Annotated in this window: 17 protein-coding genes; 8 read left to right on the top strand and 9 right to left on the bottom strand. The window is 54.9% G+C overall.

Translation table 11 applies throughout. The annotated features are described in order from the left end of the window. Window positions 1-82: 82 nt before the first annotated feature. The 5 genes from ROO76_18150 to ROO76_18170 all read right to left on the bottom strand — a co-directional run bounded on the left by ROO76_18150 (window position 83) and on the right by ROO76_18170 (window position 4,637). A complete protein-coding gene (locus ROO76_18150) occupies window positions 83-496 on the bottom strand; it encodes a hypothetical protein (GenBank protein MDT8070092.1) in 414 nt (137 codons plus the stop codon). A 711-nt stretch (window positions 497-1,207) separates the two neighbouring features. After that, the gene (locus tag ROO76_18155; GenBank protein ID MDT8070093.1) at window positions 1,208-1,975 is read right to left on the bottom strand and encodes a hypothetical protein; all 768 of its coding nucleotides are present in this window, start codon (window positions 1,973-1,975) and stop codon (window positions 1,208-1,210) included. A gap of 332 nt (window positions 1,976-2,307) precedes the next feature. Beyond that, a complete protein-coding gene (locus ROO76_18160) occupies window positions 2,308-2,679 on the bottom strand; it encodes a cupredoxin domain-containing protein (GenBank protein MDT8070094.1) in 372 nt (123 codons plus the stop codon). Between the two features lie 207 nt (window positions 2,680-2,886). Then, entirely contained in the window at window positions 2,887-3,525 is a 639-nt protein-coding gene (locus ROO76_18165; protein ID MDT8070095.1) for a response regulator transcription factor, read from the bottom strand. Then, window positions 3,522-4,637 carry a sensor histidine kinase gene (locus tag ROO76_18170; GenBank protein MDT8070096.1) on the bottom strand — a complete coding sequence of 372 codons (1,116 nt, stop codon included), beginning with the start codon at window positions 4,635-4,637 and terminating at the stop codon, window positions 3,522-3,524. The genes ROO76_18165 and ROO76_18170 overlap by 4 nt, the downstream gene beginning before the upstream one ends. 78 nt (window positions 4,638-4,715) lie before the next feature. Here ROO76_18170 and ROO76_18175 point away from each other — a divergent pair, with 78 nt between their 5' ends. The 5 genes from ROO76_18175 (at window position 4,716) to ROO76_18195 (ending at window position 12,742) form a co-directional block, all read left to right on the top strand. After that, complete coding sequence (locus tag ROO76_18175; protein ID MDT8070097.1) at window positions 4,716-5,954, top strand: efflux RND transporter periplasmic adaptor subunit; 1,239 nt, start codon at window positions 4,716-4,718, stop codon at window positions 5,952-5,954. A gap of 33 nt (window positions 5,955-5,987) precedes the next feature. Next, window positions 5,988-9,167, top strand: a complete 3,180-nt coding sequence (locus tag ROO76_18180) for an efflux RND transporter permease subunit (protein ID MDT8070098.1) — start codon at window positions 5,988-5,990, stop codon at window positions 9,165-9,167. Between the two features lie 53 nt (window positions 9,168-9,220). Next, window positions 9,221-9,415, top strand: a complete 195-nt coding sequence (locus tag ROO76_18185; GenBank protein MDT8070099.1) for a hypothetical protein — start codon at window positions 9,221-9,223, stop codon at window positions 9,413-9,415. Between the two features lie 1,421 nt (window positions 9,416-10,836). Next, entirely contained in the window at window positions 10,837-11,499 is a 663-nt protein-coding gene (locus ROO76_18190) for a response regulator (GenBank protein ID MDT8070100.1), read from the top strand. A gap of 355 nt (window positions 11,500-11,854) precedes the next feature. Beyond that, on the top strand, window positions 11,855-12,742 hold the full coding sequence (locus ROO76_18195) for a metallophosphoesterase (protein ID MDT8070101.1): 888 nt from the start codon (window positions 11,855-11,857) through the stop codon (window positions 12,740-12,742). 133 nt (window positions 12,743-12,875) lie between these two features. Here ROO76_18195 and ROO76_18200 read toward each other — a convergent pair whose 3' ends face one another. Next, complete coding sequence (locus ROO76_18200; protein ID MDT8070102.1) at window positions 12,876-13,286, bottom strand: response regulator; 411 nt, start codon at window positions 13,284-13,286, stop codon at window positions 12,876-12,878. Between the two features lie 389 nt (window positions 13,287-13,675). Here ROO76_18200 and ROO76_18205 point away from each other — a divergent pair, with 389 nt between their 5' ends. Further along, window positions 13,676-15,736 (top strand): alkaline phosphatase family protein, encoded by a 2,061-nt coding sequence (locus tag ROO76_18205; protein ID MDT8070103.1) that lies wholly within the window; start codon window positions 13,676-13,678, stop codon window positions 15,734-15,736. 449 nt (window positions 15,737-16,185) lie between these two features. Here ROO76_18205 and ROO76_18210 read toward each other — a convergent pair whose 3' ends face one another. The 3 genes from ROO76_18210 to ROO76_18220 form a co-directional block, all read right to left on the bottom strand. After that, window positions 16,186-16,665, bottom strand: a complete 480-nt coding sequence (locus tag ROO76_18210; GenBank protein ID MDT8070104.1) for a hemerythrin domain-containing protein — start codon at window positions 16,663-16,665, stop codon at window positions 16,186-16,188. A 597-nt stretch (window positions 16,666-17,262) separates the two neighbouring features. After that, complete coding sequence (locus ROO76_18215; protein MDT8070105.1) at window positions 17,263-17,739, bottom strand: hypothetical protein; 477 nt, start codon at window positions 17,737-17,739, stop codon at window positions 17,263-17,265. A gap of 35 nt (window positions 17,740-17,774) precedes the next feature. Further along, window positions 17,775-19,007, bottom strand: coding sequence for a hypothetical protein (locus ROO76_18220; GenBank protein ID MDT8070106.1), 1,233 nt, complete (start codon window positions 19,005-19,007; stop codon window positions 17,775-17,777). Window positions 19,008-19,191: 184 nt separating this feature from the next. Between ROO76_18220 and ROO76_18225 the strand changes: the two genes are divergently transcribed. Together ROO76_18225 and ROO76_18230 are read left to right on the top strand one after the other, a co-directional pair. Beyond that, window positions 19,192-20,925, top strand: a complete 1,734-nt coding sequence (locus ROO76_18225) for a tetratricopeptide repeat protein (GenBank protein MDT8070107.1) — start codon at window positions 19,192-19,194, stop codon at window positions 20,923-20,925. Between the two features lie 41 nt (window positions 20,926-20,966). Continuing rightward, on the top strand, window positions 20,967-24,230 hold the full coding sequence (locus ROO76_18230) for a carboxypeptidase regulatory-like domain-containing protein (GenBank protein ID MDT8070108.1): 3,264 nt from the start codon (window positions 20,967-20,969) through the stop codon (window positions 24,228-24,230). Window positions 24,231-24,258 lie beyond the last annotated feature (28 nt).

The raw sequence follows: 24,258 nt of genomic DNA on the forward strand, positions 1-24,258 counted from the left end.
TCCAGGAAGTGCCGGTTCCCGCGCTATGCCGGAGAAGTGCCCATTCGCGCGGATGATTTGGAACTCTCGTATCTGATAGGACCTATTTTTTCTGCACTCGGAAATTGATCGTTCCACTGTAGTTGGTCAACTGCACGATGATTGTCCAGCTCCCCGTCTGCCCGGTGGCGGTGTCAAAGGTCCCGTTGTTCTGCAGGCCAGCGGAGTAGACCTGAACCCCTGCAGCATCCTTTATTGCAATGACCGCTTGCCCGGTTGTTACTGAGGTCGCCTGATCCACGGTCGCGGCGATACCGCTGTTCGTCCATTTGTAAGTCAGTGTCTCAGTAACGTTCGTCACAGCTGTCGACTGAAACTGAAAATTGTCTGCCAGGTTGGCAACTTGCGGTTGGAACTTCGGATTAAGAGCACTTCCTCCGCCATTGCCGCACGCCGTCAAACTGAAGAGCACCGCCGTCAATACGAACAAAACCACTAATATCCGCGTAACTTTCATGCGGTTATCCCTTTTCTCTTTTGAGGATTTGATCGAGGGCAATTGTGATGAGAGTACGGTATGGGCGGCGTTGCTGCAATGTTCGATAGGACATGGCTGAGCGTACAGGTGCGAATCGGGGGTTTCACCTTGCTCGCGCTCATCCTGACCGCAGTTGGTATTTACGGCGTAGGTCTCGCATCTCGTCGAACAGCGCACGCGGGAGTTAGGAATCCGCAGCGCCGTCGGTGCTCAGCGGGCAGGACATCTTCCGTCTGGTACTGCGCGATGGAGCGACACAGGTTGTAATCAGTCCCCGGAACATCGGACCAGTCTGCGGCAAGGTCCTTTGCAATGAGTTCCTGGTCTTCCCCACGAAAGACCGTCTATGCATCCGCTTCGCGGCGCAGAATCTCTGTTGTGTGCCGCATGACGGTAAGGACAATCGCGCAGGACGCGTCTGCAAATGCTTATAAGTTGGACTGGTCAAGCAGATCAAAGCCAGTCTTGCTGCGCATTGAGTGAGCACCGAGGAGTTGAGCGGAGGATTGTCCGCTAGCGGACATCGCGCCCCTGCATGTGAGTGTGGCCGCAGACGACGAGGGCGGCCTGTGCTCCAACTATCGAAGGAAGTGATGCCCGACCGACGCTGGTGGGAGATTCTGGTTATTTGCCATTGGTTCAAAAGGGTCATCGAATCTGCCGACTAGATGACCCGATCCGGCGATGGTTTTAGCCCTGCTTCTCCCAGACTTGCTTCGTAGCCTCTCCCTTCGCGTTCTTACCTTCAACCGTCATCGTTTTTCCGTCAGGCGAGACGGTATACGTGCCGCTAAAGATAGTCTTCCCTTGCAGCTTCTCCGTCACATCCAGAGTACGAGGGTCCTTCTTCGTGATGGCCAGGGTGAGCGACTCAGGAACGGTGGGACCGCTTGGGTGAACGTCTTTCCCATTCAGCGGCGCCTTCAGCATTCCCTTAATCGCCGGAATCTCCCAATTTAGCTCGTCGCCGGACAGCTTCATCGTGAACCACTCCGGGGTGCCGATTCTCACTGAGGAAGTCTTCCACTCTCCGATCAGGCCATCGCTGCCGGACAGCCGATTGTAATCAGTGGTGTTATCAAACTTTTCTCCGTTCGGGTTCGTTCCATATTCGTGAATGGTAAGATTCTTGCCGTCGTTCGAGAGCGTCCAATCCGACTGGCTGATCTCTTTTCCTTTCATCCAGTCGGTCTCGTGATAGCTGTCATCGCTCTTCTTTTGCATGGCCATAGTGGCCCCCGCCGGCGTTTGGGCTTTCGTCCCGTCCGTCTTCACCGTCGTGGTGAAATTCGGGCCGACGAATTTGATCGCTCCATTACCCGCGTCTTCGATCTTCATCGTATGACCGGTCATATCGCTTTTCTGCTGGTTAAGCTGCCACTTCCCGTCGAATGGGCTCTGCGCGAACATGCTTGCGGAGGCAAGCGCTAACAGCACTGCCATACATGCAGTTTTCATCGAACTACCTCCAGTGAACTTGGGAAGAACCGTCTCAGGGGGTGTGCATATCCGAACAGGGGCCGTGCTCTTCGGAGAGACAGTTCACACGAATTATCCGCAAAAGCTCTACCTTGTCAACGCCGTTGAAATGATTACTGTTGGGAACAGGCCCTTCCCATAATCTATCCAGCAACCCCGGATTGTTTACGATATACGTTACGTAGGCGACTAGTGCCGAGAACGTTGAACGGGTGCAAGGAACGCATGGCGAGCTTCGAGCAGTGCGCGGGCCCTGGAGTCGAACCCGAGCAGATCTGATTTGGAAGTACCGATCGTTATCGGCTGGGTAACTATGGCTCCACGTCGATTGTGAAGTTCATTTTCTTATGTCCCACTCCACAGAATGTTCCGCAGTCGGCATGAAGCTCTTCTGTGAATGCGGGGGTAAGAATGACCTCTGTGTTTTTACCCGGTTCAATTGGATAGTTCATACCCAAGGTTGAGATACGAAAGCTATGTTCAACATCTGCGCTAGTCAGTTCAAGCTTGAGAGTCTGGCCCTTTCTGACGGTAACTCTATTCGGGACAAACCTGAACTTCATTGCTTTGACGTGTATCGCTCGCGTTCTGATGTTGCGTGACGGCCATGCTTCAGCGCCGAGAGTGATACCTAGGGCGATAATTGTAATTGCGACAAACGACGCAGTTCTGAATGTCTGCATGTGAGACCTCCCAGGTGGAGACCATAAAAAAAGCATCGGCAGCGCAATAGTGCCAATAGTCACGGAAGGCTCGCATGAGTTTCGAGAATACTGGGAAATGCGAGTTGCTCCAAAAGGAGAGGGCTGAGTCGCTTTATTTTCTCGATTAGATCGCCAGCTAAGAACGATTCACGTAAGAGTGCCTTAGTTTCTAAATGCCCTTGTGACTCAAAGGTACCCTTCCTGGATCGCCTTCAGCACGGCGCGCGTCCGGTCGCGGACACCAAGTTTCGAGAGAATACTGGAAACGTAGTTCTTCACAGTTCCCTCCGAGATCGCCAGTGCATCGGCAATCTCTCGATTCGTGTAGCCTCCCGTCATTAGACGCAGGACTTCTTCTTCACGATCGGTAAGAAATTCGTCCGTGTGTTGGCTGGCCCGTTTCAAAGTCGGATTTAGTTCTCGAATTAGTCGAAGTGTGAGGGTTGGACTGAAAATAGTCTCGCCAGCCGCAACTCGACGGATTGCGTCCGTTAGTCGTTCAAGGGTCACATCCTTCAGCAGATACCCTTTTGCGCCAAGATTAATACCTTGTAAGACGACCTGATCGTCATCAAAAGTAGTTAGAAGGATGCAAGGCGGCATGTTGGTACCGCTCTGAAATGATTGCAGCACTTCTAAGCCACTAGCACGCGGCATTCGGACGTCGAGTAACACGACATCGGGTGAAGTCCGTAGAATGAGTTGCCGGGCTTGATCACCGTCGGCCGCTTCGCCAATAACTTCGATATCTGGCGCGAGGGAAAGTAGGCGGGCCAGACCCTCCCGAACCAAAGTCTGGTCTTCGACAATGCATACCCGAATCATGCAATCCTGTCCTGACGCTGAAGCGGTAGCCACGCGGAAACGCTGAAACCGAGATCGGGCTGGTTGCGAAACTCGACGCGCCCGCCGAAGGACTCGAATCGCTCGCGCATCCCAGTCAGTCCCGCACCGGCTCGCGGAGTTGATTGCGCAGTTCCGTCATCTTGAGCCGAAACTTCGATAACATCGTCTTTGAGGCGTATCGTGACCCACAAATTGTCGGCGCCGGAATGTTTGATGGTATTCGTAACGATTTCCTGCACGCAACGCAGAACTGCATGAGCACGTGATCCGTCCTGGACTGAGAACTGTGGCGGTACGTCCAAATGCAACTGTGGGCGAACCATGCGCTGCTTCAGTGAGTTGAGTGCGGGCGCAAGGTCCAGCCCGGCCTCAGTTCTCATGTTCTCGACAATACCGCGTATATCGGACAGCATTTGGCGGGTAGATGTTTGAGCGCGTTCCACTTCCTGCCTCGCGTCACCCGCCGTGATATGAACCGCATGCTCGAGTTGAAGGCTGAGAGCGGTCAGGTGATGTCCGAGTACATCGTGCAGCTCACGAGCGATGTGCAATCTCTCACTTACCCGCGTGCTTTCTTTCAACAGCTCCCGGGTTGAACCCAGTTCTACACTCAGGAGCAGTAACTCATCTCGCGCAGCAGCTTCTTGTGCAAGCAGTTGGCCTGCCACAAATGCGAATATCTCGAGTCCGACCAAACAGCTGCTCATGGCCCAACGCCAACCCATGTGCCAATGCGGTTCGAGAGCGGCAATTACAACAGTGGTCTGAATGATGGACCACACAATCGTAGTCCGTTCATCCACGTAAAGTGCCAACTGCCACACGACGAGAACGAGTAACAGACCGTTGAAGTAGTTCCTAAACAGAAGGGTCATTGCAACCACGCTCAGGCTCTGAATGCCAAGCGCGGCGAGTCGTGCCCAGGAAGGGAGTCTGCGATTCGTCGAGCCAAAGAAATAGGCGATGCCGAGACAAAGAAAGCAGAAGAGCCACCATATCCAGGAGATGGGGATCTCGTCACCTTTACGCGTGGACGGGTCGAGCGCGGGGAGCCCGAGAAAGAACCAGATGAGCATCCCTGACCAACGCATGGCTTGGTGTTTGCGCTGTGAAACTAAGTCATTAACCCACACGACCGGCATTGTGACACAACTGCTCCGGCCATAGATATGCCGAAAGTCATACTTTCCGCGAAGCCCACAATACATGACTTCTGGCACTGGGCCCCACTACCTTCGAGTGGGCATTATTATCCAGTGTCAGGCCGATCCAGCCCATTCTCACTCATATTGTCGATATCCCTGATTCTCTTCTGCTGCGCCGACTCAGCTTGCTCTCGTCCTGATTCGCCTGGTGCCGCTCCTCCCCCTGTCCCCGTCGTGACTTCGGCCGCGATCCTGCGTGACCTCCCGGTTGAGATTCACGCGATCGGCAACGTTCAAGCCCGTGTCACAGTCGGAATCAAATCCCAGGTGTCTGCCCAGCTGAAAGAAGTGTTGTTCAAAGAAGGAGACGAAGTACGCCGAGGGCAACTGCTGTTTAGGTTGGACGACCGCCAGCTTCTAGCGAGTTTCGAGCAGATAAAAGCCTCGTTAAAGAAGGAGCAGGCCCAACTCACTCGCGCGCAAACAGTGGCCGCGAGATACACGGAACTTTACAAGAGCGGAATCATCTCGAAAGACGCTTATGACGAGGCGAAAGCACAAGCAGAGGCGCTGAAGGCAAGCACCGACGCGGCGAGAGCAGCGGTAGAAGAGCAACGCGTGCAACTCACTTATACCGACATATATTCTCCATGCGATGGAAAAACAGGAGTTCTCCTCGTTGCGCCCGGCAACCAGGTAAAAGCTAACGACGACTCTCCGCTGGTCGTCATTAATCAAATCGAACCAATTTACGTTGAATTTTCTGTCCCTGAAGGTGAATTCCCCGAAGTAAAAAAGCACCTAGCCTCAGGTCCGCTGCCAGTGTTTGTATCCATGCCTCACCAAGGCCCTTCCCAGGAGAGCAGGGGATATGTGTCCTTTATTGACAACTCCATTGATCGCGGGACGGGAACCATACGACTGAGGGGAGTGTTTGCAAATCGCGATCGGCGATTGTGGCCGGGTGAGCAGTTAGATGTCCTGCTCCGGCTATCAATCCAAAAACAAGCACTGGTGGTTCCATCTCAAGCGGTCATGTCAGGACAGCAAGGCGAATACGTTTATGTCGTGAATCATGAGAAGAGGGCCGAGAACCGCACCATTCACGTGCAACGCACGCAAGGGGCGTACTCCGTCATCAGCACAGGGCTGCATCCTGGGGAACTCGTAGTGACGGATGGCCAAGTAAGTCTCGAGCCGAACCGCCTGGTTGAAGTCAAAAGAGCCCCCGACGCGACAGCCGACACAAATGTCGGCTATTGAGGACCGATTTGTTCGAAATGGAGTAAGGGCGCGATGAATATCCCGGAGTTGTTCTTGAAGCGGCCGATCACGACGACGCTACTTACTTCGTCACTCCTGGTGTTTGGAATTGCTGGGTATCGAAAGCTTCCGGTGAACGACCTTCCCAATATCGACTACCCGACAATTCAGGTCACCGCAACGCTTCCAGGTGCCAGTCCCGAGACGATGGCTTCGGCTGTGGCGACGCCATTGGAGAAACAGCTCTCAACGGTGCCGGGCATCGATTCGATGAATTCAACGAACTCCCTCGGCAGTACCAGTATCACCATCCAGCTTGATCTTAGTCGCAGCGTTGATGGCGCCGCTCAAGATGTGCAATCGGCTATTGCGAACGCAATCCCACAGCTTCCCGCTGAAATGCCAACTCCCCCGACCTATCAAAAGGTGAATCCTGCGGAGTCCCCGATCCTCTACCTCGCAGTTCATTCACCCACCCTCAGTATGTCCGACGTCGACGAAATTGCGGAGACGAGCATTGCGGAACGAATGTCGATGGTCAAAGGAGTCGCCGAGGCTCAGGTTTACGGTTCGCGCAAGTACGCCCTCCGTGTCCGGGCGGACCCGTATGCGCTCGCTTCCAGGCAAATCGGCATAGACGATCTCGCAAATGCCATCAAAACCGGCAACGTCAACCTTCCGATAGGTGCGCTGAACACTCCCGGAAAAGCTTACGCAATCACGGCCAACGGGCAGCTCTCAACTGCAAAGCAGTTTCGCCAGCTCATCGTCGCATATCGCAATGGCGGCCCCGTCCATCTCGGAGAAGTTGCGAACGTGGTTGACGGTGTCGAAAACGAAAAGCTCGCCAGCTGGTTCAATGGTGAACCCGCGATTGTCCTTACCATCATGCGGCAACCGGGCGCAAACACTGTCGAGATTACTGACAAGATCCGGGCGCTGTTGCCCGAAATTCAGCGGCAGCTTCCCCAGGCCGTGAAGGTGGATGTCCTCTATGACGAATCGAGTTCGATTCGTGAATCTCTCAGTGAAGTCAAATTCACACTTTTACTGACGATCGGATTGGTCATTCTTGTTATCCTCATCTTCCTGCGAAGGCTCGCTGCAACGTTCATTGCGGCAACATCGATTCCCGTTTCGATTGTGGGTACGTTCGGCGTCATGTGGCTGCTTGGCTTCAGCCTGGACAATCTCTCGCTAATGGCATTGACACTGTCGGTCGGGTTTGTGGTCGACGACGCCGTGGTCATGCTCGAAAACATTGTCCGCCACATCGAAGCAGGCATGCCGCTCATGCAGGCTGCACTGACAGGATCGCGCGAAATCACTTTTACGATCATCTCGATGACACTCTCACTGGCGGCTGTTTTCATTCCGGTGCTGTTCATGGGAGGGGTCATCGGACGGCTTCTGCATGAGTTTGCAATTACTATCGCTTTTTCGATTCTCATGTCCGGGATAGTGTCTCTGACATTGACGCCGATGCTGTGCGGTCGGCTGCTGGGAACGGGCACGTTGTCAACAACCCTCGATAATGCCGACACCGTGTTCGAGCGCTCTTTACGAATCTACAGTCGCTCCCTGGGCTTTGTGATGCGGCACAAACTGAGCGCTCTATTTCTGTCAATCCTCTTGCTGGCGGTTACTTTCTTGCTGGCATTCGGTATTCCTGGTGGCGTCGCCCGATTCATGCCGCATGGAATGCCTGACGTCCTTGTGAACGGCGTTCCGAAAGGATTCCTGCCGACCGTCGATACTGGTCAGATGTTCGCGTTTACGCAAGCCGCCGAAGGGATTTCGTTCCAGGACATGATCATGCACCAGAAGGAGGTTGATAGCGTTATTGCCAACAGCGGGTATGCCCAGGGTCGCATGTCGACCGTAGGCGGTGGCGGAATCAACACCTCCAACAATTTGGGTCGAATATTCATGCACCTGCGGCCGCGCGGAGAGCGCCCTGGCGCAAATGCGATTATTCAAGAGCTCCGACCAAAGCTTACGCAGATTCCCGGGATCAAGACCTTCCTGCAAATCCTCCCCCCAATCCGCATCGGCGGCATGCTGACCAAAAGTGAATACCAATACACATTACAAAGCGTGGACCTGCACGCACTCTATTACTACGTGCCACTTCTGGAACGCGCCCTTCGGCGTATTCCTGAGCTCGAGGACGTAACCAGCGATCTTGCAATAAACAGTCCACAGTTGAACGTTCAGATCGACCGGAACAAAGCAGCGGCGCTCGGAGTGAGTCCGGAGCAAGCAGAGCAGTCGCTGTACAGCGCGTTTGGACCGCGGCAAGTCTCGACTATCTATGGGCCGAGCGATGAATACAAAGTACTGCTGGACATGGATCCCAGTCTTCAGACGAATCCTGACGCTCTGTCGACGCTCTACTTACATTCAGCATCCGGAGCCCTAGTTCCCATCCGATCAGTGGCGCAAATACAGCTAACGCGTGGGCCCCTGACGATCATGCACTTTGGGCAATTACCGTCGGTCACTTTGAGTTTCAACCTCCGCCGCGGCAGTTCTCTTAGCAGTGCGACACGCGAGGTAGAAGAAGTAGCAAGTCAGATCCTGCCAGCAACCATTACACATGGTTTTCAAGGCACTGCGCAGGCGTTCACTTCATCGACATCGAGGCTGATGTGGCTGCTCATTGCTACCGTCGGTGTCATCTATGTGATTCTGGGAATTCTCTACGAAAGCGTCATTCATCCCATTACCATCCTCTCGGGTTTACCCTCGGCTGGAATTGGTGCTCTCCTCGCATTGCTTCTTTTTCGACTGGAACTGAACCTGTATAGCTTTGTCGGAATCATCCTCCTCGTGGGAATCGTTAAAAAGAACGCGATCATGATGATCGATTGTGCGTTGCGCGAAGAGAGATACGCGGGGAAGTCCCCTGAAGAAGCCATTATGGATGGAGCACTCGTCAGGTTTCGTCCGATTATGATGACGACGGTTGCGGCGATATTTGGTGCTCTGCCCCTCGCCCTCGGCATCGGCGCAGGCTCGGAAGCGCGGCGTCCACTCGGAGTAGCGGTGGTTGGCGGCCTGTTGTGCTCGCAACTCCTGACCTTATATATGACCCCGATTTATTACGTTTACTTGGCTAAGGCTATTGCTCTGCTTCGACGTTCGAAAGATCCTGTTGAAGCCGAGCTCACCCTGGGTTCGTCACCGAACTTAGATATCTCCGCTGACTAACGCACCCGACGACGATGCATAGTGCGTTCCTACATGACGGACCATCAGTCCTCGTGGCACCAGTCGTGGAAGTCGTGGGGCATTTGTCGGCAGACATGGTCCGCCACTACACCCACATCCGCACTGCGGCCAAGCAGAAGGCTGTCGAAGCAATCGAGAAACAGCAAGCGGCAGTATTGGTGATGCTGACATCATCCAATGCTGCCGCTTGTGCCAAGTCGAGTGGCAAACCACAAAGCCAACGTTAGGCTTGGTGGCTATTCACGGTGGAGCCAGACCGGCAGGGAATAACCCCTTACGATCTGGCTCCACGCAAGCTGAAACGCCTCTTCACGCACAACGGTGTTCGGCATCGTGTAGCTCGTCCAGCGCTTCGGAGATGATCGCGCGGGCCTTTGGGCACCGGATCAACTCACGCGAACGACTCCCAATCCTAAGCAAACGACTCCCAATCATAAATTGGCGCCGAAGAAGGGACTCGAGTTCAGATATTCAGGCAAGTTCTTCACGTACAGGAAGTTAGATGTATTTAACGAGTTTCTCTGAAGTCTATTTGTTCCCTCAATTCTGAACGGAGCTCTCTGCCATATTCACCCAATGGACACCAAGCCGCGCTAGTACAACAGGTTCATGGCAAACTCCCGCTTCTTTGGGGCCGGACCTTAGCGCCTACAGGATAGTAGGTGCGATTGTCTTTGCTATTTCTGCAGAAGAGAATGCAGGGAAGGCACAACAGCGGACAAATCACTCACACCTTGTGATTGTCGACGATTATCTCTTCATACCTTGCGGTGGGCTTCGGCGAACTAACGTCTCGCAAAAACAATGACGTTTCTTGCAGTCTTTCTGCAAAACAAGCATGCAGATTGTCCGAACGCGACATTCCTAACCTGGGTCCCGGTCGGTTCTATAGGTGGAGTTGGGATTTCTGCTGTGAACGCCGCGCGTGATTCTAATGACTTCACATTCGCAATCGTGATCAATTGAAGAAGTGTCGACAACCTCCGGCGTCACGCAAGAATGAGAGTCGAACTCTGTCGATATGTATCTTGGTATTTCAAGGGATCTTGCGTCATCCAGGGAAAGGAAGAACATTCTGGGACACTGGTCACATCTCCACACAATCGCGTTGCCGAAGAAGAGATATGCCGGCGAGAGCGTTCGCCTCCTGCCTATAGAGTAATATCCTCGGTGCACTCGAGCGACACTCTCACGCACCTCGTTTGGCATTGTAGGCTCGCATGGCATAGTCATCCTCCATTTCTTCTTTCATTGCGGCGCAGTTGTGAAATTTCTCGACGGCTAGCAAAGTCGCCTCGTTCTTTCCGCTTCCAATCACTTCATGGCAACTTCTGCAGATCGTGTATGTGATTCCCCGGTAAGTAACACGGGTGGGCAGTTTCTTCTGTTCTTCGATTTGCGGCATCTTTGGAGCCTCTCTGCAAGAGAATTGATGGTTGCTCTCGCTGGCCGTCGAATCCCACATTCCTAGACACTGGATTTTGCCCCAAGAGGGGACGCTGTGGCTGTACAGAATTGACCACAATGAGATATCTCCAATTCCAGGTTATTTGCTTGAGTGTTCAATCTTGACCATACGTGAGTTCCCGAAAATGATATCGTTCTGCCTAACTTTCGCGTTCGATACCTTTCGAGGAGGATTCCAGTCATGAGCGAATCATCCAAAGGCCGAATCCTTGTCGTTGACGACGAACTCAGTGTTCGCGAAAGCTTGAGGATGTTATTGACCGGCGTTGGATACGAGGTCAGCACTGCGATTGACGGCTTTGACGCCCTGTTGCAACTCAAGTCGTTTGTCCCCGATGTGATCATTTCCGACCTGAACATGCCGCACATGTCGGGCTTCGAGTTACTATCCGTCCTGCGCCGGCGTTTTCCTGAAATCTCGGTTGCCGCTATGAGTGGTGCATACGATTCTGGCGACCTTGTCCCGGGAGGGGTAATTGCCGATGCTTTCTACGCCAAGGGTCTCCACCATCCAAAAGAACTCCTGCGGATGATTGCTGAATTGATTCAAACTTCGGCGCAGCGTGCGGCAACGCATCAACAACAATCGGCGCCCGTGTGGATCCCACGGAACGGGCATGATTCGAATGGTGTGCCCTTTATAGTGTTGACTTGCACGGAATGCTTGCGGTCGTTTCCCTTGAGCGTACTACGCGAAGATGTCGGGGATATCCAGATTACTCCCTGCTTGTTCTGCGCAAACCCAGTCCGATACATCATCGATTTCTCGCTCACGGTTCGTTCGCCCAACAAGCCTCAGCCGGCACAAGCGAGCAACCAACAGGCGCGAGCTGAGAGAGCCTGACAAAAGGAACGGGCTTTTCCTGGCGTTATGCTGTGTTCGCCGGAGCCTGTCCTGTGAACCTGATGACTGCCTCTAAGTAAGCAGTAGGAACTGTTACCAACTTGCCGAGCGTTCTCTATTGGCCATGCGCGAGTTGCTGGATTTGTCATTATTCTGCCTAATCTTTGCGTGCTTCATCTTCGATGAAGGAGCCGGCGGGCGAATCCTGCCACTGTGCTGTGATCACGCTCGAAAGGGGCACATGATCCACAAGGAACAGTCGTCCCCCTCAGTGCGGCCGTGCTTTGCAGTTCCCACGCTCATATTGCTGGGGCTTCTGCCTCTTCTCGTGCTGCTGCCTGGCTGCGGGAGTAGCATGTCGGGGCCCGCACCTCCTCCGACTCCGCCAACTCAATCTGTCTTCCGTTTTGTCGCATGGGCAGATACGCGAGGCGGCAACACTACGCTGGCCGCCCTATCCGCACAAGTGTTGACACTCAATCCGGCGTTCACGCTGTATGCCGGGGACGGAGAATCGGAGGGCTTTACCATCGCTGGAACGAACAGCTTCCTGGCCGCAATCGACGGCAACTCAAGTAATGGCGTCTCGGCCAGGACCTTTTTTGTTCGCGGCAACCACGATGCATTGGACACCTCGGGATGGCAGCAATACTACGAACTAGCGAGTGTCGCCGGGGCTGTCGGAGCGACGCATTATAGTGCGTTCACGCCGGACTTAACGTACTCGTTCGATTATAAGAACTCGCATTTTGTCGCAATCGATGTGCCCGGAGATGCAGACGTAATCACGCCCGCGCAGATTTCCTGGCTCGATGGTGACCTCGCGGCAGCCGAGGTACGTGGTCTCACTCACGCGTTCATATATTTTCACGGCCCGATTTTCTGCGTAGAGAGTGTGCATTGCGAGTTCACCGGGGCGTCAGGCAGTTACGCGCCGCAGAAACTGATCGAAGTGCTGAACAAGCATCCCCTCGTGTCCGCCAGCTTCCATGGTCACGAACACGTGCTGGCCTACACGCACATGGACACGACGCGGTTGCCGAGCCTGACTCATGACTTCGAGGAGATTGTGGCGGGCACTGCTGGAGCCCCTGGTTATCCCTGCGATTCGCCGGCACGTACCGAGTGGTGCGATTCGGTAAATGGTTTCGCCACTGTTGACGTCTCGGGACGGGCAGTCAAAGTTAGTTTCTACCAGCAGGGAATATCGGCCCCCATCAAGACTATCGACTTCTCGAAATAGCACAAGTGAACTTGGATTAGCAGGAGAGATGTTGGTAACAGGATGGTCGTGACTCCACCCTCTGATCCAATGGCCCATTGAGTCACGTGCGTCCCCAGGTTTCAGCCGGATAGTTAAATTAATAATGGTTTGCTTACGCTGCTATAGCGCTCGCCTTACGCCATTGGTTGGGACTTGGTGCGAACCAGGGCTGGCGAACCTTTTGTTCGAGCACCCGAAACAGCCCATCCGGGAGTTCACTTTTCAACACGTACTCATCAACCAGCCACATGATCCGCTCTGGCATCTCGGAGTACGCTGAAAGGAGTATGATCGGCAACTTCGGAAAGAGTTGCTTGATTTGGTAGGCCACCGCTTCCGCGTCCATTCCTTCAGACTTGTACTCAAGAAGAACCGCAGCAACCGGCGTTTCTTCCAATACCTTCAGAGCCGTATAGCCGCTCGATGCGACTTTGACGGAATAATTGTGGGCTTCAAGAGTCGATCTGCGAAGCTCTAACATTTGCGTGCGGTCGTCGATGCACAACAAGGTGGGGATAGCCACAGCGAGTCTCCTCATCGAACCAAAATGGTAGGGAGTGGTGAAGAGACCTGTCTGTTCAAAATTGCTCACTAAACTGCATTCATTCCCGGTCAGCCGCAGGCACCCACTCCCGATGTCTTCACCCGGAGCGCCGAAAGAACTTCGATTCCGCGCTGATATGTTCTTTCCTGTTCCGAAGATAAGACCCCTTCGAGTTATCACGTTGACCAGTGATGGAGCGCACCAACTCCGTTCAGGAACCAGGAATCTGACTCGCACAGTAGCAGGTGGCTATGAATGGACTAATGCGATTCCGCGCTTTGGCAATTCTCATACTGGCAGCTTTTGGTTTCAGTGGTTGCGGAACAAACACTACCAGTTCCCCTCCGGCCGACAAGAATCAGATCACAGTGGCATTTTCTGTAGCGCCGACTTCGCTTACCAATGGGCAATACACGACTTTGACCTGGAAGACGACGAATGCCACATCGGTGAGTATTACGCCAAACATCAATGACGACGATGACGGCGTTGAATTACCGACCTCCGGTTCGCGCACAGTCGTGCCAACGCAAACCACCATGTACACCCTGACGGCAACAGCGCCGAATGCTGTCTCAAAGACTCAGTCTGTCAACGTTACGGTCACGATGGGGAAGCCGACAATCTCGCTGTCCGCCTCACCCGAGACAGTGATGGCAGGGCAGAGTTCGACCTTACAGTGGAATGCAACAGATTCGACATCCGTCGAAATTAATGAAGGCGTCGGAACGTTCACTTCGGCGAGTGGTACGGCCCAGGTCAGCCCCGTGGCTACCACTACCTATACTGCAACCGCCAAAGGCGCCGGAGGGACGGCGACCGCAAATGCCACGGTTACGCTCACCCCTAGTTCCCAACTTGCGATCAGTTTAACGGCCGTGCCCGCCACGATTTCAGCCGGTGGTAAGAGCGTGCTTACCTGGAATTCCCAGAACGCCGTGTCAGTACAGATTGCTCCGGAGATTGGGGCGGTGAACACGAGCGGCACGCTGCAAGTGTCGCCGACAGGTTCAACCACGTACGTTGCAACGGCTACCGACATTGCGGGTGCGACCAAGACGGCTACCGCGACTGTGACCCTGCTGGGCGGCAATGCCACTGGCCTGGCAAATATCAAGCACATCATTTTCTTCGTCCAGGAAAATCGCACCTTTGACAACTACTTCGGAATGCTCGGCGAGTACCAACAGTCGAAGGGACTCTCCAGCGACTTAGATGGGTTAAATCCCAACATCGTGATGTACGACTACTACGGCGATGCGGTGCACCCCTATCATCAACGTTCCGTCCGTACTGACAACCTGAGTCCGGCCTGGAACGAGAGCCATTTCTACGCCAACTATCAGAACAGCAAGTTCAAGATGGATGCGTGGATGAAGCAACCCACGCCTTCGGTTCCTTCCCAGATCGACCCGCACTCTACACGGACTATGGGTTACTACGATTGCAGCGATATTCCGTTCTACTGCGAAGTTGCCACCCGTTTCGCGACGAGCGATCACTTTCACTCTTCGGTGATGTCGGGAACGATCGTGAACCGAGCCTACCTGCTGTCGGCAACGTCGGGCGGGATGATCCGTCCCTCCAATCCTTTCCCAGCGGAGGTCCCGACGATTTTTCGTCGTTTGAGCGAAGCCGGCATAACCTGGCGCTACTACTACCAGGATGGAAGCGTCTTTCTTGCTAATTACACAAAAGTCGGCGGCTGCGCCGATTGCGATTGGGACCGGTTCATGACGAACGCCTGGCAAATCAAGAACTACTACGACATTCTGTCGCGGCCAACGGCCGATCGCGACCTGCCGCAGGTCATCTTCATAGAACATTCTTCGGGAGAAGATGGTGACACGACCGCGCTTGATGAACATCCAGGCCACGACGTGCAGCGGGGCGTCGCGAGTGCGGAGAAGATCATCCGCGCCCTGATGAACAGCCCTGCATGGCCTTCTTCAGTTTTTATCCTGTCTCACGACGAAGGCGGAGGTCTGTACGACCACGTTGCTCCGTACTCTGTTCCGGCTCCTGATGCCACCCTACCACTGCGCGTCAGCACCGACGGCGGAAAGTACGACAACTTCACCTACAGCGGTTTTCGTGTGCCTCTGCTTGTCATTTCGCCATGGGTCAAGCCGCACTTTGTTTCGCACACCGATCGCGAATTCACCTCGATCTTGAAATTGATCGAGACCCGTTTCAATTTGCAACCACTCACGGATCGCGATGCTGGGGCCGATGATATGACCGAGTTCTTTGACTTTTCCACGCCGCACCTGCTCGTCCCGCCCGAACTGCCGGTGCAACCAGTCGCGTGTCCGCTTCCGATCACTTCGTATGGCGATAAGAACGGTAATGGCGTCATAGATGGCAATGAAATCGCCCTACCGGATGCATGCAACAAGAAATTTGAAGCGTCGCCAACTCATCAGTAATTCACGAGAGGGCGAAATGACCCTATGGGTAGACTCAAAGCGCTTGCAATCCTGTCTGCTGATTGGAAGCATGAATGAGCCCATCCCGCCCTGCGTTCGAGCGATTACATCGCTGCCAGGGGACCGAGTAGGTGGAAATATGGAAACAAGCGCATTCACGATGAAACCAGACGATGACAGTGCAAAGCACGAAAGCGTCTGCACAAAATGTTCCATGGTGCTTACCGCGTACACACTTGAGTCACTGGCCAAGAAACAAGTTAGCCATATATGCCGCGACAGGCCACCTATGCATCATCCACGCCGGCCAGCCAACGTTCCCAGACAGAAGCTGTACTGAGTTCCTCCTGGAGTGTAGGTTCCGCTGCAACCGGGCTCCAGACGTTTTCGGAAACGCTGGCTCCTCTTCCGAATAGCCGGCAATTGCGACCGTAGTTGTTTTGCGAGGTCTATGCAGCGTCGCGGCTTTCTTGCAGGTCTTCTGGCGACTCCTTTTCCAACTCAGTCTTGCGGGCCTCCAATCGAGTACCCAACGCCTCGAGCTCTGTTGGATCGAACAGCTGTCGGGCCTTCTTGAACATCTCACCTTCCTCTTCTTCGATGTGATGCTCGACAGTTTCCTTCATCACGCTCAGTTTTGCGCCCCACTGTTCCTCTTCGGGAGACACACCGGTCAACTCGCCCATAACTAGATCGACCACATGATGCTCCTGGTATCCTTCAAGCACGATGTCTTTCAGCTTGGCCTGTTCTTGAAAGGCTGGATACAGGATCTCCTCTTCGATCGTTTCGTGGATTGTTAGCTCTCTTTTAACCGTCTCAAAGAGTGTCGTGCGTGTTTTGACAGCTTTCTCTGTAGTGTCGTCGAGTTGCGACAAGATCTTTTTAACCTTGTCGTGGCCTTGTTTCAAAAGCTTGAGTGCGTCCATGGTGGATCTCCCTGGCGCAGTAGGATGGGGACTCAGGGTCACGGGTTGTGATAGACCTGATTGGGGAGACGCAAGGGAGTCGCGATGAATCGGTTCCTACCGGATCTGCGTCGTTGAATCGAGGTTTCTGCCACCAGGGCGTGGTGCAACTGGTCCGACCAAAACTCGAAGCAAGCATTGAGTGTGCAACTAATGAGATTTGGACATCTAAAACGCGGGCGGGATTGGGGAACCGTCCCTTGGATCCTCACCCGCGGGAACGGAATCGCATGTTCTCCTGAATCGTCCAACTAAGAGGGAGCGGTCCGAGACCGCTCCCATCTCGCAAGGATCGCGCCGAATCTTACTCAGCCTGCCTTGGGTTCAGAACCAGTCCTGAGATACCACCATGAACGCTTTGTAATGCTGCCCGAATCCCTGGGGGGCAGCCAAAGTTTTCAAGCACTTAGAATTTCCGCTTCGCTCGAAAAATCCAACTCCCACATGAGTATCTCGCGTCATGCTCCGTTTTTAAAAGTTGATAGTAGAGGCCCAAGCAAGAGTCGCTCGAACTGGTCGAGCGACCATTGCCAAGTCGCGACAACTGCATCCGTGGGCCTAGTCACTATCCTCGGCCGTGATCTTGGCTGTGTTCACGTAGTTGACGATATATCCCGGAACCAAGCTTATCGCTCGCAGTTCTTTCCGGTTGTTGACAATGACGCCTTTGTAGTGCGGGCCTGGAAGCCCAAGCTCGGCCCAGGCTGTGATCGTGAATGTCACGACACAGTCATTGGAGACCGTATATGTGCTGGGATACTGAGTATCGGGCGAAGTGAACAGATTATCGACTCGCCCAGTGTCGACGATGAGGAGGTTTCCTTTGCCGTCGAAGGTGAGCGTCCCGGTCGAGGAGTATGATCCTGCCGGAGCGCCGAACGGGTTGGTCGCCAGTACGGTTCCAAAACCCACGTAACCGTAGGTTCCCTTAACGGTAGCTATCGTACAGCTATTCTGGTCGGCGAATGTGGTTCCTACAAACAAGGGGCAGACCAGAATGGCCAGGGTAAGCATCATTGCGATTCGACTACGCATAACCAATCTCCTTTCTAGCTGCATGGACATGCCGACTACCAGGCCCATGGCTCAGGAACAAATTCCTCTAGAAAACCTGGGGCACTAAAAAAGGACGCATCGGGCCGGTTGCCGCTGTCCAGCCAATGCATCATGGCATCTACCGCAGCAATGTCCTGTTCGGAAGTGAAATAACAGTGCGCCACGCCGTCTGTGAACTGCTGTACCAGCAGGTTGCCGTTCCCCTGTTGCTCCACCGCCACACGGTACGCGCTTTCGTGACCAGGAATAGCAAGCGAGTCGCCCTTGGTATGTAAGGTAATAACCGGTCGAGTGATTCGCCCGGTGGGATTCACGTAATGCTCGGCATAATTACGGGCATTGGGGTCGGGGGCGTAAATAGTCTGCGCATTCATTTGCGCCAGCAACGGTTCGACATCCAAGCCGTATTGGTTCATCAGATACAACTTGTCGTCACTGCTGAGCGTGTACACACGGTTTATGTTTGTGGCTACCGCGCCGCCGGCGCGGTGCTCCAACTCGGCCCGAACTGCCATGGCGAAGTTCATGTTGCTAATCCTGAAGTTCAGGGGAGCGTAATAGCTGTCTATCGGCATTTTGTTGACGAGACGGATGAACTCCCATCTCCCAATCTGATCATTCGTAGTTGCGGGCGAGAGGTACGGTAGTACCTCGACAGAAAAGTTGAGGTCATCACGAATGTCGCCCGGCGTGCCCCATTGCTGGTTCCATTCGAAGGCAACCGCATAGGCCAGTGCAATATCGAGTCCCAGATCGAAACGGCGCGGCGTACCTGCAGCGGGAGGGCACAATGCGATGGCGCCGTCGTACAGACCGGGAAATTTCTCAATCATCCCAAGCGTCATTAAACCGCCCATCGAGCCACCCCACATGATCGTGCGTTGGGGACGGCCCACCATGTCACGAAAAGCAGCGGTCAGGTTTGCGGTATTCTGCATGCCCTCCTTCATATTCCATCCAGTACCTCCGAACCTTGACGCGGCCAGCGCGAAGCCCCGGGCAAGCAACACAGTCTCATCTTGGGGCAGTAGCGTCAGTTTGGGCGGTATCGGGCCTGAACTGTATCCGTGAGCGTAAACGAGGAGCGTGCCATTCCAATTTGCCGGAACTCTAATTTGGTAAGGCACGCCATTCAGTTCACCCGTTAGAGTGGCCGGCAGCGGCACCAGGCTTGGCGCCTGTCCGGCGCTCATGCCTACCAGTACCGCGATTAGAACTGTAATCATCGCGATGTAGCGAAGCTTCATTTTGCACCTCCTCATACGCGGTTGGCATTCTGCTCCGCCCGGCTGCAGAGTTGAATAGACGGCGGCTTTGTTGAGCCTTGATTTTTCCTTGCGTCCTATTTGGCTGATAGAAAGCCGGTTAGCCATTGACCAGCACCTAGGATGGGGGTAATCTCAGATTGGCCACTACCGCAGGGGCTGGACAGTGCCCAACCTTGTCCGCTTCGATGGCTTTGAACTTGATTTCGACGCCCGCCGGTTGCGAAAACGGGGAATTCCGATCAAGTTGCCGTACCAATGTTTTCAGGTGCTCGCCTGCCTTCTCGAACACCCCGGTTGCGCGGTCACTCGGGAAGATTTGCGTCGTCGTCTCTGGTGTGACGACGTCTTCGTCGACTTCGACAATAATCTGAACATCCTTGTGGCTCGCCTGCGCGAACTGCTTTGCGACTCGGCCGAGCATCCGCGTTTCATCGAGACGTCGCGAAAGTTCGGCTACCGCTTCATTGGCAATGTCCAACGAGTCCAACCAGCGGCAGAGCCAGGACCACCGAAGAGGGCCAGATTGCTGGTCCTCCCGTTCATCAATCTCAGTGGAGATGCCGCGCAGGAGTATTTCAGCGACGTGATCACGGACGAGCTGATCACCGCCCTCGCGCGCATAGCGCCGGACGCGCTGGCGGTTATCGCCCGCACCACGGCGATGTACTACAAGGGCCGCCACCAAGATATCGCCCGCATCGGACACGAGTTGAACGTCGACTTCGTGGTGGAAGGTGGCGTTCGGCGCGAAGGCGATCAGGTTGGGATCAATGTGCAGTTGATCCAGACGAGCGATCAGGCGCACGTATTCGCGCAGAAGTACGATGCCGACATGCGCGACATTTTCACCGTCTATGGCTCCATTGCGCAGGCGCTCGCCACACATGTCCCGGTCGCCGCCGACCGCGTACGTTTCGCAGCAGGAGTCTCGGCCAAGCGAAAGCCGACCGAAGATGTGGTGGCTTATAACCTTTATCTCCAGGGCCGTTACCGCATCTACGCGGACGTCACAAGCGCCAAAGATTTTTTCGAGAAGGCTATCGCACGCGATCCGCAGTTTGCGCTGGCTTACGACGGGCTCGGCGAATCCTACTGGTGGATTGGTTTCGTGGGGTTGACCTCGCCGCGAGAAGCATTTTCGGAGGGACTGTGGGCAGCCCTCCGGGCCGTCGAGATCGATAATACCTTGGCCGAAACCCACTCCCTGCTCGGTCAGTTTCGCAAAGTACCCGATTACAACTGGGCGGAAGTCCAACGCGAAATGGACGTGGCGCTGGCGCTGAACCCCTTATCCTCGGTAGTCCGATTCCGCCGGGCGCTGAGCTGGCTCATGCCCATGGGCCGGCTCGACGAAGCCGTGGCCGAAGTCGAAACCGCTCTCGAGTTGAACCCAATGGACCTCAATTTGCGCTCCTGGCTTGCGGTTGTGCTCTGGTTGTCGCGCAAGTACGACCGTGCGGAGGAAGTCGTTCTCCAGGTGCTCGAAATGGACCCGAATTTCGCGTTCGCTTACGCCCTACTCGGCCAGATTCGCTGCATGCAGCACAGACTCGATGAGGCCGTTGAGGCGCTCCGGAGAAGTTTCGCCGTCTTCCCCGTTTCAAGCACCTTGACGTGGCTCGGCTGGGCGTTAGCGCAAAGCGGCAACGTCGGTGAAGCCCGTGCTCTACTCAGCCGGCGGCATGTCACGGTGGAGCACGCCTACGTACCCGCTTCGTGCTTCGCCTGGACGCACCTCGGGCTGGGTGAAATTGACGACGCCTTCGCCTGGATGGAGCGCGCCATCGAGCAGTTCGACCCGATGATGACACCGATCAAGAGCTATCCCCACCTCGACCCGATTCGCTCCGACCCGCGCTTCGCGGCGTTGCTGAGGAAGATGAACTTGCAAGACTAGCTGTGCCTTTTCGACCCACAACTTCCCCCGAGGAGGTGGGTATGTGCAGGACAAGGTTCATATTGGCAGTTCTGGTATTCGCGTTTGCCGGAGCCACCTCTGTCCTCGCTCAGGTTGATTATTCGACGGCGACTTTGAAGGGGACCGTTCTCGATCCGCAGGGTCTGGTGGTAACGAGTGCGCGCGTCACTATCAGCAGCCCAGACACAGGTTGGTCCAGGATTATTCAGACCGGTGTGGATGGCACCTATCGCTTTGCATCGCTTATGCCCGGCACCTATCGGTTGCAAGTGGAGGCGCCCGGCTTTGCGACTGCCCTGGTTATGGTGGTGGTGTCGGTAGGTGAGAGTGCCAATCATGACGTGCGCCTGCAACTCGGAGCCGCACGCGACGCCGTTGATGTCCCCGAGATGGTTCCGCTGGTTCAGATGGAGCGAACGCAGCAGGCCAATACGATCGACCGACGACAGCTCGCGGACTTACCGAACCTCACCCGTCTGTTCACGGATACCGTCTTCACACTTCCCGGGGTCTCCAGTTCGGAGGCGCCGCGCGCTCAGGCTCCCGGTTTTTGTGGGTTTCAGAGCACCGGGCTCTCCATCGGCGGCAGCAACGGCCGTAGCAACCTGGTCACTATAGATGGGGGCGAAAACGATCTTGGGTCTGGCCAACTGCGTACACCAAACGTGCCCGTGGAGTCGGTGCAGGAATTCCAAGTTAACAGGAGTTCCTTTGCGGCGGAGTTTGGCTTCACGGCCGGAACTGCGGTCAACGTCGTGACCCGCAGCGGCACCAACAGGTGGCGCGGCGCCGCACACGCGTACTTCGGCAACGAGCATATCAGCGCGACAAACTACTTTGCTCCACGGACCGATAAGAAAGCGTTCCAGCAGGATTTTGTCACGGGATTCACGCTCGGCGGTCCATTGGTCAGGAACAAGCTCTTCATGTTTACGGCCTACGAGTTCACCAAGAGCGACAAGCCGCAGTTCCGAAATTACGCCAATACAGACGCTGCCAAGGGAATTCGTGCGAATGTTGCGCAGCAGGAATACGTGAGTCAACTTGCGGCTTCCGGCGATCCGCTCCTGCAGGCCACAGCAGGGCAGCTGCAATTCTTGCTGGATCCTGCCAATTTTCCCAACACGATGCTCATGCTGGGGTCCAACACGGGCGCATTCAACGACTGGAAAAAGTTTAACAATGGGGTGACACGTCTCGACCATCAACCAACAGCTGACGATAGCATCACAGCCCGGTTTTCCTGGCAGCACGATGATTCCAGCCGGATGTTCATGCTGGATCCCTCCAACGCACCCGACGATGCCATCCTCGGCTTTTGGCGGGATTACACGCTGCTGGGCGCCTGGAGCCATTCGTTCACTCCGAAGGTCCTAAATCAGCTCCGGGTGCAAGTCGTACCGATGAGCAGCCTGGAATCGCCGCCAGTTTCGCCGCACACGGCCTATGTCAAGATCGTGGGCCTGGGGCAGTTCGGCGGTGAAGTTGGGGAGCCGTTCATACTCCACCAACGCCGCTTCCAGTTTGAAGACAGCTTGTCTGCTATCTGGGGTAAGCACACGCTCAAATTCGGAGCGTCCTATCGGCCATTCACCTATGTGATCCGTAATGAATTGTATTTCGGAGGGAGTTTCTATTTTGTCGGCAGCGCCATTCCCATTGTAGGCGGTGTGATTCAGCCGTCTTCGCCCGCTTTCCTTCCCCTGGTTGGTTTTAATCTGGCGCACGGTCTGCCTGCGACCGGAGTTTCCGCCACCAATTTGACGGCTCTCCAGACGTTCAATCTCGGCTTGCCGCTACTCTACATGCAAGGCTTTGGCAATCCTGAGACCACGGGTTGGGAACACTATTTCGGGAGCTACGTGCAGGACTCGTGGAAGATCACGCGCAACTTGACACTGGATCTCGGCGGCCGGGTGGACGTAGACGCGCCGAGCCAACCGATGCCGCGGAACATCTATTTCTCACCTCGTGTGGGGTTTGCCTGGAATCCTGGTGGCGATCAGAAGACAGTCATACGCGGTGGGAGCGGGATTTTCGTGGCACCTATTCCTTTGTTCATTGGTTACGTTTCTAACCTGCTTTCCGAAAAGGGCGACCACATCAATTGGGTCGCGGGCACCTTGTCCGCTGCTGACACTCGAATCCTGACGCTTTGGGCAATGTTGTCAGGCTGTACTCCGCAGGAACCTGAACGCTGTGCGCAGCAGCCGCCTTTCCCCCGGCTAAGCGCCTCGCAGGTCGAGGCCGCCGGTTTTCAAATAGGACCCGGCCAGCCCGGCAGAGTCATATACGACATAATGCAGCCATACAAGAACCCCTACTCCGTTCAGGCGAGCCTCAGCGTGCAACGGGAACTGGGCAGCAACATGGCTATAGAGGTCGGTTATCAGATGTACCATGGCGTCCATTTGAGCGTTCCGCTCGACACAAACATGAGAGAAACAGGAATCGTCGATCCTTTCATCGGCCCGATCTACACCCCAATCGATCCAACGTTGATGGAGCGATTGACTTCGGAATCCATCGGCAGCTCGATTTATCATGGCATGCTGGCTTCGCTGAACCGGCGCTTTGCTCGTGGGCTGCAGTTCCAAGTTAACTACACCTTCAGCAAGGCTATGGACGACAATACTGATTTCAACGGTGATTTCAGGCCTTTCAGACCCACCCGCGTGGGCAGGGAGTGGGGTCTTTCGACTTTTGACATCAGGCACAATTTCGTTGCCAATGCCGTCTATGAAGCACCATTCAAGGCCGGTGGCAACTTTGTTTCGCATGTGCTGGCCGACAGCACCTTTTCACCAATCCTGTTCCTGCGGAGCGGCATTCCATTCACGGTCCGAGTGCCCGGCCTGCAAAACGGCGCTGGAAGTACGCCCTTGTGGGCACGGCCCTGGATCGCCGCGCGCAACACTGGCATTGGTCCGAACTTCTATTCATTGGACCTGCGGATAACGAAGTCGTTTTACTTTGATCGCGATTTGGGGCGACGGCTAGATTTCCTGGTACAGGGCACGAACATCCTCAATCGTACCAACTTCAGCGCGCTGAACGACACTTTCCCCGGCGGTTGCATGTTGCCGCAGGCTATCCCGCAGCCGTTGCCAACCGGAGGCGTTTGCGATCCGCAGCCGTTCAATGTCGGCCCTTATTCCATCAACTATCTGACTGGTCCATTCAACGTCCGCGGCGTAAAGGGCCTTGATTCATCCACGCCATTGGGTTTCAAAGCGGCGTTTGACCCACGGCAGGTGCAGTTTGGACTGAGGTTGGTTTTCTAGGCCGGTAGTTCACATTCCGACAGGGGGT

This window comes from Terriglobia bacterium (genome assembly GCA_032252755.1).
In the GTDB taxonomy this organism is placed as follows: Bacteria; Acidobacteriota; Terriglobia; order Terriglobales; family Acidobacteriaceae; genus JAVUPY01.